The organism is Leifsonia shinshuensis (assembly GCF_013410375.1).
In the GTDB taxonomy this organism is placed as follows: Bacteria; Actinomycetota; Actinomycetes; order Actinomycetales; family Microbacteriaceae; genus Leifsonia; species Leifsonia shinshuensis.
Window position 1 is genome coordinate 1,230,009 of sequence record NZ_JACCFL010000001.1, and the last position, 13,415, is coordinate 1,243,423.

13 protein-coding genes are annotated in these 13,415 nt (G+C 70.5%); 4 read left to right on the forward strand and 9 right to left on the reverse strand.

Annotated features, from left to right (window positions below):
- Window positions 1–4: 4 nt before the first annotated feature.
- The 5 genes from HNR13_RS06000 to HNR13_RS06020 all read right to left on the reverse strand — a co-directional run bounded on the left by HNR13_RS06000 (window position 5) and on the right by HNR13_RS06020 (window position 5,830).
- Complete coding sequence (locus HNR13_RS06000; RefSeq protein WP_179604913.1) at window positions 5–625, reverse strand: cation efflux transmembrane domain-containing protein; 621 nt, start codon at window positions 623–625, stop codon at window positions 5–7.
- The gene (locus tag HNR13_RS06005; protein WP_179604914.1) at window positions 622–1,710 is read right to left on the reverse strand and encodes a cation diffusion facilitator family transporter; all 1,089 of its coding nucleotides are present in this window, start codon (window positions 1,708–1,710) and stop codon (window positions 622–624) included. The genes HNR13_RS06000 and HNR13_RS06005 overlap by 4 nt, the downstream gene beginning before the upstream one ends.
- Entirely contained in the window at window positions 1,707–2,114 is a 408-nt protein-coding gene (locus HNR13_RS06010; protein ID WP_179604915.1) for an ArsR/SmtB family transcription factor, read from the reverse strand. The genes HNR13_RS06005 and HNR13_RS06010 overlap by 4 nt, the downstream gene beginning before the upstream one ends.
- A 29-nt stretch (window positions 2,115–2,143) precedes the next feature.
- Window positions 2,144–4,450 (reverse strand): maltose alpha-D-glucosyltransferase, encoded by a 2,307-nt coding sequence (gene treS / locus HNR13_RS06015; RefSeq protein WP_179604916.1) that lies wholly within the window; start codon window positions 4,448–4,450, stop codon window positions 2,144–2,146.
- Between the two features lie 186 nt (window positions 4,451–4,636).
- Window positions 4,637–5,830 (reverse strand): molybdopterin-binding protein, encoded by a 1,194-nt coding sequence (locus HNR13_RS06020; RefSeq protein ID WP_179604917.1) that lies wholly within the window; start codon window positions 5,828–5,830, stop codon window positions 4,637–4,639.
- Between the two features lie 117 nt (window positions 5,831–5,947).
- On the opposite strand from HNR13_RS06020, the gene fdhD reads away from it, so the two are divergent.
- From fdhD to HNR13_RS06035, 3 genes are read left to right on the forward strand one after another with little or no spacing between them, the layout of a single operon-like run.
- Entirely contained in the window at window positions 5,948–6,859 is a 912-nt protein-coding gene (gene fdhD / locus HNR13_RS06025) for a formate dehydrogenase accessory sulfurtransferase FdhD (RefSeq protein WP_179604918.1), read from the forward strand.
- A complete protein-coding gene (locus tag HNR13_RS06030) occupies window positions 6,859–9,156 on the forward strand; it encodes an FdhF/YdeP family oxidoreductase (protein ID WP_179604919.1) in 2,298 nt (765 codons plus the stop codon). The genes fdhD and HNR13_RS06030 overlap by 1 nt, the downstream gene beginning before the upstream one ends.
- Window positions 9,157–9,214: 58 nt before the next feature.
- A complete protein-coding gene (locus HNR13_RS06035) occupies window positions 9,215–9,460 on the forward strand; it encodes a hypothetical protein (protein ID WP_179604920.1) in 246 nt (81 codons plus the stop codon).
- A 19-nt stretch (window positions 9,461–9,479) separates the two neighbouring features.
- On the opposite strand, the gene HNR13_RS06040 is transcribed toward HNR13_RS06035, so the two are convergent.
- Complete coding sequence (locus HNR13_RS06040) at window positions 9,480–10,646, reverse strand: toxic anion resistance protein (protein WP_246312724.1); 1,167 nt, start codon at window positions 10,644–10,646, stop codon at window positions 9,480–9,482.
- A 107-nt stretch (window positions 10,647–10,753) separates the two neighbouring features.
- On the opposite strand from HNR13_RS06040, the gene HNR13_RS06045 reads away from it, so the two are divergent.
- Window positions 10,754–11,233, forward strand: coding sequence for a hypothetical protein (locus tag HNR13_RS06045; RefSeq protein WP_179604921.1), 480 nt, complete (start codon window positions 10,754–10,756; stop codon window positions 11,231–11,233).
- A 53-nt stretch (window positions 11,234–11,286) separates the two neighbouring features.
- On the opposite strand, the gene HNR13_RS06050 is transcribed toward HNR13_RS06045, so the two are convergent.
- The 3 genes from HNR13_RS06050 to HNR13_RS06060 form a co-directional block, all read right to left on the reverse strand.
- Window positions 11,287–11,490 carry a hypothetical protein gene (locus HNR13_RS06050; protein WP_218881180.1) on the reverse strand — a complete coding sequence of 68 codons (204 nt, stop codon included), beginning with the start codon at window positions 11,488–11,490 and terminating at the stop codon, window positions 11,287–11,289.
- Window positions 11,491–11,569: 79 nt separating this feature from the next.
- Complete coding sequence (locus HNR13_RS06055; RefSeq protein WP_179604923.1) at window positions 11,570–12,598, reverse strand: MmyB family transcriptional regulator; 1,029 nt, start codon at window positions 12,596–12,598, stop codon at window positions 11,570–11,572.
- A gap of 90 nt (window positions 12,599–12,688) precedes the next feature.
- A complete protein-coding gene (locus HNR13_RS06060) occupies window positions 12,689–13,405 on the reverse strand; it encodes an AAA family ATPase (protein ID WP_179604924.1) in 717 nt (238 codons plus the stop codon).
- Window positions 13,406–13,415: the final 10 nt, after the last annotated feature.

Here is a 13,415-nt window from a genome sequence, read left to right on the forward strand (position 1 = left end):
GGTCCTATTCGGCCGGGTGGTCCTCTCCGCCCCGGAAGATCTCCACGGCCTCGCGCACCGCGTACGCCACGATCACCAGCCCCGCGGCCGGGTCCGCCCACCACCAGCCGAACAGACCGTCGAGCAGGATGCCGACCAGGACGGCGGTCGCGAGGATGCCGTCCACCAGGGTCACGCGGCCCTCCGTGATCAGGACGGGGTTGCCGAGCCGGCGGCCGGTGCGGGCCTTGCCGAAGGCGAGTGCGAACATCACGAGCGCGGTCACGGCCGTCCACCCGGCGCCGCCCGGGGTCGGCGCGGCGCGGTGGCCGGCGATCAGCGCGACGACCGCCTGGACGAGGAGGTAGGCGGCCAGCAGGACGAACGCGACGCCGATGAGGCGCAGCGCCAGTCGCTGGCGGCGCTCGCCGGCGCCGGTCAGCTCCCAGATGACGACGACGCTCGCGAAGATCTCGATCAGGCTGTCCAGGCCGAAGCCGAGCAGGGCGACCGACGCGCTCGTGTAGGCGAGGACGGCCAGAACCACAACGCCGACCACGTTCCAGCCGAGCGTGACGGCCTCCAGCCCGATGCCGAAGCGGATCAGCCGGCGGCGGGTGACGCTGTCGAGCTGCGCTTCGGTCATCGCGCCGCGTCGGCCGCGGGGACGAGCTCGAGGCTCAGCTCGTCCAGGTTGCGGAGGTGCGACGCCGCGTGCGCCCGCGCCGCCGCCGTGATCCGCTGCGCGTCGGCCAGGGTCGCGGCGTCGACGGCCAGGCGTGCGCTGCCGTGCAGCCGGTGGCCGACCCACCGGAGTTGCACGCGCGGCACGGCGGTCACGCCGGGGGTGTCTTCGAGCGCGTGCTCCAGCCGGCCGACCAGCTCCGGCTCGATGCCGTCGAGCAGGCGGCGGCCGATGCTGCGGACCGTGCCCCACAGCAGCACGATGATCGCGGCGGAGATCAGCAGTCCGACGATGGGATCGGCGAGCGGGAAGCCGAGCATGACGCCGACCGCGCCGATGACGACGGCGAGCGAAGTGAAGCCGTCGATGCGGGCGTGGACGCCGTCGGCGACGAGGGCTGCGGAGCCGATCCGCTGACCGACGCGGATGCGGTAGATCGCGACCGCCTCGTTGCCGGCGAAGCCGATCAGGCCGGCGACGACCACCCAGCCGAGGTTCTCCAGCGGGTGCGGGTGGAAGAACCGGTCGATCGACTGCCAGGCGGCGACGATCGCGGACAGCGCGACGACGGCGATGATGAACAGCCCGGCGAGATCCTCGGCGCGGCCGTAGCCGTAGGTGTAGCGCCGGGAGGCGACCCGGCGGCCGAGCACGAACGCCACCCAGAGCGGCACGGCGGTCAGCGCGTCGGAGAAGTTGTGGACGGTGTCGGCGAGCAGTGCGACCGACCCGCTGAGCGCGACCACGACGGCCTGGAGCAGCGTCGTGCCGAGCAGCACGAACAGGCTGATCTTCAGCGCGCGCACGCCCTCGGTGCTGGCCTCCAGCGCGTCGTCGATGGAGTCCGCGGCGTCGTGCGAGTGCGGGACGAAGAGGCCGTAGAGGAAGCCCTTGAAGCCGGTCGGGTGGTGGTGGTCGTGGTCATGCCCGTGCTCGTGGTCATGCCCGTGGTCGTGGTCGTGCCCGTGCTCGTGCTCGTGCTCATGCTCGTGCTCGTCCTCATGCCCGTGCGGATGCCCGTGCCCCGCCTGCGTCCCGCTGCTCATGCTGACGCCTCCTCGGCGGGTGGCTCAGCCGCGGGCGCGTCCGTCTCGGCCGCCTCCGCGAGGTGGTGCCGCGGGGTGCCGCCGAGCGAGTGCTCCGCCTGGAAGATCGCGTCCGTGACGAGCCGGCTCGCGTGCTCGTTCTCCAGCCGGTAGAAGACCCGCTGGCCGTCCTGCCGCGTGGCCACGATGCGGGCGAGCCGCAGCTTCGCCAGGTGCTGGGAAACCGCCGCCGGCTGCTTGTGGAGGATGTCCGCGAGGTGGTTCACCGACAGCTCGCCTGCGTCGCGGAGTGCGAGGATGATCCGGACCCGGGTGGGGTCGGCGAGCATCCCGAACACTTCCACCGCGAGCTCGACGAACTGGCTGTCGGGGAGGTGGCCGAATATCGGCTTATCTGCGCGCATACGCAGATTAAATCACACCACCCTCGGCCTCACACCTCCGGACGACGCAGCACCAGGAACCGCACCCCGTACGGGCCGATGCTCAGCGGGAAGCTGCTGAGGTTGTCGACCGTCGTGAGCTCGCTGTCGTCCCCGGCGTCGATCACGGTCGCGCCGAGCGGCAGCGCGTCCGAGCGGATCGTGCCGTCCACCGCCTCTGCGCTCATGTTCAGCACCGACAGCTGCACGATCGGGAGGCCGTGCTCGTCCAGCGTCTCCAGCTCGTGCACGAGGACCAGCATCCCGGGGTGGGCGACGTCGGGCACGTCCACCTGGCGCGCTGTCGCGATCCCGTAGCGGGAGCGGATCCGCAGCAGGTCGCGCAGCCCGCTGGCGAACGAGTCGGGGCGGGCGAGCTGCTCCGGCAGCGTGCCGTAGAGCGAGCGGGCCCGCGGCATCCCCGACGCCGAGCGCTCCTCCTCCGGAGCGACTCCCAGCAGGTCGTGCGCGCCACGCTCGATCCAGCGGGTGTCGCCGTCCGCGATCAGGTCGGCGACCTGCTCGCGGGGGAGGGTGAGCGCGCCCAGCAGGTCCCAGCCCGACAGAGCGAAGACGCCGGGCTGCCAGGCGTTGAACGCGGCCAGCAGCAGGTGCGCGTCGCGGATCGCCGGGATGTCCGCCTCCGTAATGGAGTCGAGCGTCGCGTGGCCCTGCGTCGCGGCGATGAGGGAGGCCGTGGTGCAGGCGATCCCGTTCGTGGTGAACACCAGGTTGTAGTCGGCAGTGGGCGCGGTCAGCTTCTCCACCAGCTCCGACCGGATCAGCTCGGCCAGCTCGCCGCCGGTCAGCTCCTGGTACCGGAACGGGTACAGGTCGTTCTTGTGCAGCGTCGCCCAGTGCACCAGCTCGTAGGTCAGCTCGTCGTGGTTCTGGAGGCCGTGCACCAGGCTCGCCGGCTCCACGCCGAGCTCCAGCGACGTGCGCAGCGTGAGCCGCAGGAACTCCGTGTCACCGGTCGCGAGGGCGTGGTGGTACGCGGGCCGGTTGATGAAGTCGTAGGACAGGTCAGCGCCGACCGCGCCGGTGTCGCGGATGTCCTCCACCGTCAGGTTGAGCTCCTGGAAGGTGAAGCCGCCGACCTTACGCACCATGCCGGCGATGACGTGGTTGGCCGCGTGCGAGAGCGGGTGGCCCTCCGACCAGGCGGGCAGGCCCTCCGCGCTCTTCTCGACGCCGAGGAACCCGTTCGCGTCCAGGCGCAGCGCGCTGGTGCCGAGGTCGCCGAGCGAGTGGAGGGCGTCGCCGATCACCAGGCGCATGCCGGAGAAGGTCGGGTCGAGCCAGTTGACCGACGGCTGGCCCTCCTTGAAGTAGTGCAGGTAGACCCAGCGGCGCGTGACGCCGTCGACGCCGACGACCGGCGCGGTGACGCTCCAGTTCGTCTCCTTGACGCCGGGCGCGTAGAAGATGACGCGCTGCAGCTCGCCGATGATGTACCCGCGCTCGGCCAGGGCGGCCTCGGTGGCGGCGTCGAGGTTGACCGAGTCGCGGTGCTCGGGGACCTCGGGCAGCAGGTCCCACTCCTCCGGCGGGATCTCGACCATGTGGTAGATGCCGGGGTAGTCCTTGTAGGCCATCTCGGCGAGGCGGAAGTCGGCGCCCTTGCCGGTGTGGCCGGGCACGATGTCGTCGATGACGACGCCGCCGTGCTCCTCGGCGACGTCGGTCATCCGCTGGAAGGTCTCCTCGTCGCCGAAGATCGGGTCGATCTGGGTGCCGATCCGGTCGAAGTGGCCGTCGACGCTCGGGGTCTCCTGCCAGCCGCGCAGGCCGCCGGCCCGCTTCACCGGACCGGTGTGCACGCCATTGATGCCGATCCGCTGGAACGCCGTCCACAGCTCCGGGTCGGCCAGCGCGGCGAGGAAGCTCTGGTCCCGCCGGGTGATGAGCGAGATCGGGTAGGCCGTGAACCACACGTCGGAGGTCGACACCGCTCGGCGGGCGTCGGGCCGCGCGTACGGGTTGCGCCACATGCTCGGCGAGCCGGACAGCTGCCGGCTGAGCACGTCGGCGTCCTTCAGCATCGACTGGCGGACCAGCCACTGCACGTAGGCGGGGTTCAGGCCGTTGGCCGCGCGCGGGTCGGAGACGGTGCGGCGGATGCTGCCGCCGCGCAGGTTGGCGCGCGGGCGCAGCCGGCGGGGCCGGGCCGGGTAGAGCTGTTCGTCGTAGGTGATCTCGGTGGATTCGGGCTCCGGGACCTCGACCGCCGCGACCTCGGCTTCCCTGGCTTCGGGCTCGGTGGTCTCGGGCTCGGTGCTGTCCGTGGTTCGGGCGGTCCCGATCGGCTCGTCCATCTGCTCTCCTTCCGGCAGCTGCCACCGTATCCCAGCTTGGCGAACAGACGACGTGCTCACGCAATCCGTCCGGCCGGAAGCGCTTGGACGCGGCCCGCACCGCCGTCTGAACAGGGGTCGCAACACGCCGCTAAGCCCACGCGTCAACGGCGTGTCGCGGCCCCTGTGCGCTTGTGGGCGGGGTGCTCAGGCCACCACGCGCCACGGGACGGGGACGCTCTCCGCGTCCTCCCCGTCGCGCACGCCCTCCGGCGGCACCACGAGGATCCCGCTCGCCCCGGCGAGCCCGCGCATCATCGCCGCGCCGCGCCACGCCGCGACCTGCGCGCGACCGTCGATCTCGGTGTAGGGCACGAGCACCGTCGACCCCGCGCGCCCCTCGGCCGTGGCCCCGCGCACCGTGCGCACCGGCTCGGGAGGGCGCCCCGCGAGCCCGGCCAGCAGGGGCTCCACGAGCGTGATCGCCGAGACCATTGCGGCGAGCGGGTTGCCCGGGAGGGCGGCCACGAGCCGGCCGTCCGGCAGTTCGGCGATCCGCGTCGGGCCGCCCGGCCGCATCGCGACGCCGTCGACCAGCAGGCGGGCGCCGAGGGTGCGGAGCGCGTCGCGGAGGTGGTCGGCCGACGACGTGCCGGTGCCTCCGGTCGTCACGATCAGGGCGGCGTCGGCGTCGCGCAGAGCCGCCACCGTGTCGTCGAGCCGGTCGGGCACGCGCGCCGTGCCGGCCACCCGGCCGCCGAGCATCCCGATCAGGGCGGGGAGCTGCACGGCGAAGCTGTCGCGCACGCGCCCGGGCGCCGGGACGCCGGAGGTCACGACCTCGTCCCCGGTGAGCACGAGCGCGACGGACGGGACGGCGGCCACCAGCAGTTCGTCGGCGCCCGTGGCCGCCGCCAGCGCGACGTGCGCCGGGTTGAGTGGCGTGCCCGCCCCGATCAGCCGCTCGCCGCGCAGCGCCTCCGTGCCGGGCCGGCGGATGTGGTGGCCCGGCCTCGGCTCGCCGGCGACGGTCGAGCGCAGCGTCCCGCCGGCGACCTCCCCGCTCTCACTGCGGAGCACCGCGAACGCGTCGGCCGGGACGAGGGCGCCCGTGACGATCGGGGACGCCTGCCCGCGCCCGGGGGAGTGGTCCACCAGCGTCCACGGCCCGTCGCCGGCGACCAGCCAGCCGTCCATCGCCGCCGAGGCGAAGTGGGGGAGGTCGATCGGCGTCACGAGGTCCGCCGCCAGCCGCCGTCCGATCGCCGCGTGCAGCGGGACGCTCTCCGGCGCCAGCGCGCTCCCGGCCGCCGGCGCGCTCCCCGCCGCCGGCGCGCTCCCCGCCGCCGCGGCGATGGCCCGGGCCTCGTGCCAGGACGGCCGTCCGCCGTTCCCGGTCACCGTGCCAGGCCCGCCCACGGCGCTATGCCCATTCCCGATCCTCTTCCCGCAGTATTCGAATGACCCACTGCGGGCATTCCGTTCCGGTCTCACGCTACGCCGTGATAAGCCTGGACCATGAGTCGAACGACATCGCGAAAACAGATCAGTCGCATCGTCGTCGGCGAATCGCTCAGGCGCCGGGAGGACGTGCTCGCCGTCGAGGAGCCGCTCGAGATCCGGGTGGCGGGCACGCCGCTCTCGATCACCATGCGCACCCCGGGCAGCGACTTCGACCTGGCGGCCGGCTTCCTCGTCTCGGAGGGCGTGATCTCGCACGGCGACCAGCTCGGCGCCATCCGTTATTGCGCGGGCGGCGCCGTCGACGGCGAGAACACCTACAACGTCCTCGATGTGACCCTGGCGCCGGGTGTCCCGCGCCCGGACCCGAGCCTCGACCGTAACTTCTACATGACGAGCTCGTGCGGGCTGTGCGGCAAGGCCAGCATCGACGCCGTGCGCACCCGCTCCGCCTACCCGGTCGACGCCGACCCGGTCCGGGTCGCCGACGAGCTGCTGACCACCCTCCCGGACCGGCTGCGCGAAGGCCAGGCGATGTTCGAGAAGACCGGCGGCCTCCATGCGGCCGCGCTGTTCGACGCGGCGACCGGGGCGCTGCTCGTCCTGCGCGAGGACGTCGGCCGGCACAACGCCGTCGACAAGGTCGTGGGCTGGGCGCTCAAGGAGGGCCGGCTCCCGTTGAGCGGCACCGTCCTGATGGTGTCGGGGCGGGCCAGCTTCGAGCTCGTCCAGAAGGCGTCGATGGCCGGCATCCCGATCCTGGCGGCGGTCTCCGCGCCGTCGTCGCTCGCGGTCGACCTCGGCCGGGAGCTCGGGCTCACCGTGGTCGGGTTCCTCCGCGGCTCGTCGATGGTGGTCTACTCCGGCGCCGAGCGCATCGTGGTCACCGAACCGGCGCCCGCCGAGCCGGCGCCCTCCGAACAGTCGCCCTCCGAACAGTCGCCCTCCGAACAGAAAGCGATGGCCTGATGCACGACACGGACGTCAACCCGGGCAACGAGTACCCCGACCTCGAAGTCGGGCACAACAAGACCTGGGCCGTCGGGGTGCCCGCCATCCTGCACTCGATGGAGCCGGCCATCCGCGAGATGGGACCGACCCGCACCGCCAAGCTGATGACGGCGATCAACCAGAAGGACGGCTTCGACTGCATGAGCTGCGCGTGGCCCGACCCGGGCGACCGCAACATCCTGGAGTTCTGCGAGAACGGCGCCAAGGCGGTCACCTGGGAGGCCACGCCGATCACCGTCCCGACCAGCTTCTGGGCCCAGAACTCGCTCACCAGCCTGCTCGACAAGTCGGAGTACTGGCTCGGCATGCAGGGCCGCCTCGTGGAGCCCGTGCACAAGCCGGCCGGGGCCGACCACTACGAGCCGATCGGCTGGGACGAGGCCTTCGCGCTCATCGCGGAACGGCTGAACGGCCTGTCGTCGCCCGACCAGGCCGCGTTCTACACCAGCGGCCGCACGGCGAACGAGACGGCCTTCGTCTACCAGCTGTTCGCGCGCGCGTTCGGCACCAACAACCTCCCGGACTGCTCGAACATGTGTCACGAGTCGACCGGCACCGCGCTCAGCGAGACCATCGGCATCGGCAAGTCGACCATCGCATACGACGACTTCGGCAAGGCCGACCTCATCATCGTGATGGGCCAGAACCCGGGCACGAACCACCCGCGCATGCTGACCGCGCTGGAGGAGGCAAAGCGCAACGGCGCCACCATCGTCGCGGTGAACCCGCTGCCGGAGGCCGGGCTGATCCGCTACAAGAACCCGCAGAAGCCGCGCGGAATCATCGGCCGGGGCACGCAGATCGCCGACCACTTCCTGCAGATCCGCTCCGGCGGCGACATGGCCCTCCTGCAGGCCGTCTCGCAGCGCGTGCTGGAGGCGGAGGACGCCGCCCCCGGCACCGTTCTCGACCACGAGTTCCTCGCGAAGCACACCCTCGGGCTGGAGGAGTTCCGCGCGCACATCGCGACACTCGACGACTTCACCGTGCTGGAGGCCACCGGCCTCACGCTGGAGGAGATCGACCTCCTCGCCGACCTCTACATCCGCTCCGACCGCGTCATCATCACCTGGGCGATGGGCCTCACCCAGCAGAAGAACGCGGTCGCGACGCTCAAGGAGCTCATGACCCTGCTGCTCCTGCGCGGCAACATCGGCAAGCCCGGCGCCGGCGCCTCCCCGATCCGCGGGCACAGCAATGTGCAGGGCGACCGGACGATGGGCATCTGGGAGCAGATGCCGTCGACGTTCCTCGACGCCCTCCAGGCCGAGTTCGGCTTCGACCCGCCGCGCGCCCACGGCTTCGACGCGCTGCAGACGCTCGCGGGCCTCCAGCGCGGCGACATCGACGTGTTCTTCGCGATGGGCGGCAACTTCGTCGCCGCGATCTCCGACACCGCCGCCGCCGAGGCGGCGATGCGCGGCGCCGGGCTGACCGTGCAGGTCTCCACCAAGCTGAATCGTTCGCACGTGGTGACCGGCGAGGAGGCGCTGATCCTGCCGACGCTCGGCCGCACCGAGGTGGACCTCCAGGCCGGAGGCCCGCAGTTCCTGTCCGTCGAGGACAGCGTCTGCGCGGTGCACGCGACGCACGGCAAGATCCCGCCGGTCGCGCCCGGGCTGCTGTCCGAGGTGGCGATCGTCTGCAGGCTCGCGCAGGCGACGCTCGGCGACAGGCACGGGATCGACTGGGCCGGCTTCGAGGCGGAGTACGACGTCATCCGCGACCACATCAGCCGCGTGGTCCCCGGCTTCGAGACGTTCAACGCGGACGTGCGCCGCAAGGGCGGCTTCGTCCTCCCGAACGGCCCGCGCGACGAGCGCCGCTTCGACACCGCCACTGGCAAGGCGATGATCACGGTCAACGAGCTGGAGCCGTTGGAGCGCCCGGAGGGCCGGCTGATCCTGCAGACCCTGCGCTCGCACGACCAGTTCAACACGACGATCTACAGCCTCAACGACCGCTACCGCGGCATCAAGAACGGCCGCGACGTGATCTTCGTCAACCCGGACGACCTGCTCGAGCTGGGCCTGACGGACGGCCAGCGCGTCGACATCCACAGCGAGTGGTCCGACGGGGTCGACCGCGTCCTCCCGAACTACCGTGTGGTGTCGTACCCGACCGCGCGCGGCTGCGCGGCGGCGTACTACCCGGAGGCGAACGTCCTGGTGCCGCTGCAGAGCGCGGCGACGGGGAGCAACACCCCGGTGTCGAAGGCGGTGATCGTCCGGCTGGAGCCGGTGCCGCAGGCCTGAGCGGCCCACGTGACTTTGGTCCCTGTCCGCCGCGTCCGACCGGGGGCATCGTTGCCGCATGAGCACCCCGGATGCGGAACGGCTGCATCGGTCGTCCGCGTTCTCCCGCGACGACTTCGCCGCGGTCCCGTACCTGCGGCACGGGCAGTCGATCTCGCTGATCCACTGGAGCCGGGTGGACGGCGACTGGTGCTTCGCCACGATCCTCGGCGAGTACGTGCACCGCGACGAGTGCTACTGGTATCTCGTCATCCAGGGCGCGAACGTCCGGCTCGACCGCGCAGAGTGGGCCATCTTCAGCTGAGCGGCCGCGCGCAGGGCGGCTACTGCTCCCCGCTGGTCCGCGCGCGCTTCAGGTAGCCCCGCGACCGCGCGACCTGGTGCTCCAGCGCGTCCACCGTCTGCGACATGCTCGTGATCGCCTGCCCGCGGTAGACGTCGATGCCGTCCATCGTCGCGAACACGTCGTCGAACGCGCGCTGCAGGACCTGGGCGTCGACGGCGGAGGTGGTCTGCTCCTTCTGGATCTGCTCGGTCTGGTCGCGGAGCACCTCGCCGGTGCGGCCGATCAGGGCGTTGGTGCTCTGGTTGAGGGCGCCGAGCTGGTCAATGACCAGACGCTGGTTCTCCAGCGCCTGCGCCACCACGACGGCGGTGCGGAGCGCCGAGACCGTGGTGGTCTTCGCGCGCTCGACGCCCTTGATGAGCTCGACGTTGTTCTTCTTGATGACGTCGAGGGCGAGGTACGCCTGCACCGAGACGGCGATCTGCGTCGTCAGGTCCTGGCGGCGCTGCCGGATCGGGAAAAGGGCCTCCTTCTCCAGGGTGGCCGCCCGCACCGGGTCGGTGAGCCGCAGCTCGTCGGCGCGCTCGACGGTCGCCCGGTCGAGCGCGGCGGCCAGCGTCACGTACTCGTTCAGCCGCTCGGTCGTCTTCCAGAGCGCCGTGCGCTCGTTCTCGATGTCCTCGTTGTCGCGACGCAGCCACTCCTCGCCGTGGTCGAGCGAGACGACGATCTGGTCGAGCTGCTTCTGCGCCGACTCGAACCGCTCGACGTACTTGCGGAGGCGACGTCCGCCGGGCATCCTCGCCAGCATCCGGTAGCTCTTGCTGGTGTGCTGCGGATCGAAGTCGCTCACCGTCGCCCGGAGGGCCTGGAGGGTGCGGAGGACGCCGTACTGCGGGTCCGAGCGCACCGCCTTGCCGCGCGCCGCCGCGAGCGCCGTGGCCGGGCGGCTCAGCAGTTGCCGGGAGGCCTCGCTCGACTCCCGCATCTCGGCGTCGCCGAGGCGGGAGAAGCCGGTGATCTTGCGGCGGAAGGCCTCGCTGTCCGGCTCGGCGGCAGCCAGATCGCGAATCCACTCGCGCGCGCGGCCCTCCAGTTCGGCCGCCCGCTGCGGCGACACGCTCATCATGCCCATCGCGCGCTCGTCCGGGAGCTCCGGCACCGCCTCGGGCGGCCGCAGGCCGTCCCCCTGGTCCGCTTCCATGAGCACTCCTCCCACCGGGACCGCAACCCCTCCAGGGTAGGCCGCGGACCTGCGGGAACGGTACGGTCTCGCTGGCAGCCTCCCGGGGACGGTGGGATACTCGCGGCATGGGCAGCACCACCACCGACCGGTCGTCCTTCTTCGACGGCCTCGCCGCCGAATTCCTCCAGCACTACCGCCGCGGACCGCGGTTCATCGCGGTGACCGGCGTCGCCGGGGCCGACCTGCCGGACGCGGCCGACGCGCTCGCCGAGGCGCTGCGCGCGAGCGGTCAGGCGGTGGAGCGCGCCCACGCGACGGCGCACGCGACGCCGGACGGCCTCCGCGCGGACCTGGTGACGCCGTTCCGCACCACCTCGCCCGACGGCGTCCTCGTCGTGGACGGCCCCGGGCTGCTGGGCGAGGGCCTGCGAGGGCTCTGGAACTTCTCGGTCTGGATCGAGCACGACCCGGAGCGCGACGCCGACTGGTCGTTCGTGGCCACGGGCCGCAAGGATCCGCTGGGCGCGCCGCGCGAGGTCGCGTCGGTGCTGTTCGACGACGCCGACCCCGAGCGGCCACGGCGGCTGTTCGCGGACTCCTGCTGAGCCGACGCCTGCGGACCTGTTCGCGCGGCCTCGCCGTGTCATGCTCTCCGTTATCAGAGCGGCCCGCCTCCGCGACCTCCTCGAGCGATAAGGCGTGCCCGCAGCCTGTGGAGGTTGGGCATTATTCCGTAGATGACGATCGGGACCGCGACGGTGACCACGACGAGGGTGCGCAGAACGGGGTGCAGTGTCGCGAGCCAGTCGCCGAACGCGACGTTGATCACGGTCAGGGTGGGGAATACGGCTATCCAGATCATCAGCGCCAACTGATGTTGGCTCGGTGGTGCCACTCGGGCGGTACGCGTTGTCGTGCGTCGATGCGACATGTCTACTCCTTCAATACGTTGACGTTGTTCTGCGCTCGGAACGGGAGCACCAGGATGTGGCTTTGTCGAGTGACCGTTCATCCGAGTGCATGGGACCTGACGCGCCGACAGACGATTTTGAAATGCGCATCTCGCTCGTGTCCGGCGCGGTCAAGAGGGGCGCGCCACGGTTTGCGGGCCGCGGGGCCGCGCCGTTGTGGGTCAGTCGGTTCAGGGCTGCCTGAGTCCCGGTGCCGCCCTGAGGCAGGTATGTGAAGAGGCGGAGCGTCGGAAACCGCGGGACCTCCAGAACCAGCGGATCGAAGCTCAACCGGCCCACGACAGGGTGGTCGAAGACGACGTCGATTCGATACGAATCCTCCACGACGTGGCGTTGCCACAACTCACAGAAATCCGCCGAGACCTCGCAGAGGCCGCGGGCCATCACCTCGAATCGGGAGTCCTCCGGATACCGCGCCGACTGTGCCCGGAACTGTGCGACCATCGACCGAGCCATCATCGCGGGCTGCACATGCGAACGGGCAAGCTCGTCATCCGTGAAAAAACGCTTCAGGCAGCTAGTGCCGACGCGGGTATCGAACGCGTCCGCCGCGGCGGAGTTCATGGTCACTACAGTCCAGAACGGATCGGCGACGTAACTGGGGTTCGTCATAGCGTCCACCAATTGCTGTAGAAGCCTCAGCCGGCCGCCGTCGAATTCGGGGGACTCGCCGGCAGCGAAAGCGGTAGACCTCTCGGGCGAACGTCTGACTGATGCCAGGCGGAAGACATGTGCCTGGTCCTCGGGACCGAGCCGAAGCGCGTTCGCAATCGCCTCGAGTACTTCCTCAGAAGCTCCTCGTGCCCGGCCCTGCTCCAGCCAGGTATACCAAGACACTCCGACGTTCGCGAGAACGGCGACTTCTTCGCGCCGGAGCCCCGGGGTCCGGCGCCGGGTGCTCGCAGGCAAGCCGAGGTCCTCCGGGCGTGTCTGTTCGCGGCGCGCCCGGAGAAAGCGGCCAAGGCGTACGTGGTTGGACAACGGTTCATCGATCCGCACGGATTCTCCAATTCAGACGCGCGTCCGGCCGGCCACTTTCTGCGGTGGTCGGCCGGACGAACAAGTAAGCAGAGGCTTGCCTCTGAGCCCTCAGAGCTCTGGCTGCTGAAGGGCCCGCTCCCGTTCGGTGCGGACGTCGAGAAGGGCATATTCCTCTGAAGCCAGCCGCAGAGCATCCTCGGCAGAAATGCACGCCTCCAGGCTGAAAAGACCGGCGATCTGCTCGAGCCGTTCCTCGACCGAGCCGGAGACCACGTGGAACGGGATCCCTAGTTCGCTCATGGTCTCCTGCAGGATCGAGTCGGACATGTTCCGGAACTGGTCGTTGACCGGTCGGTGCCCGTCGGCGGAAAGCGGTAGTTCGTTCTTCAGGTGCACAAAGGCGTCGAATGAGTCCTTCACATGCCTCTTGAAGCTGTTTCCGAGGCTCGCCATCACCTCTTCGAAGAAGGCGAGTTCCGCCGTCTTCTCGACTGATTCCCCCGCCTTCAGATTCGCCGAGGCACTGGGGTTCAACCCGAGAGAAACACGCACCGACCCGTAGATCCATTCCTGGAGCGAGGACCCGTCCGAAATGAAGCCGTCCGAGAGCTTGTCCTCGTATACGGCACGTTCGACATGACGTGTCACGATCATCTGAATGAGCTCAGCTGCGGTGCATTCCTCGAGGGTCTTTCCTGGCGCTGCCTCGGGGAGGATCTCCCGCATTGTCCTCGCCCTGGTCCTCGGCATCCCGGTGTAGTGGGACAGTGCAATCGAGGTGAACGTCTTGCCCGAGGAGTAGGTACCCGAAATACCGATGCGCATTGCGTCCGCC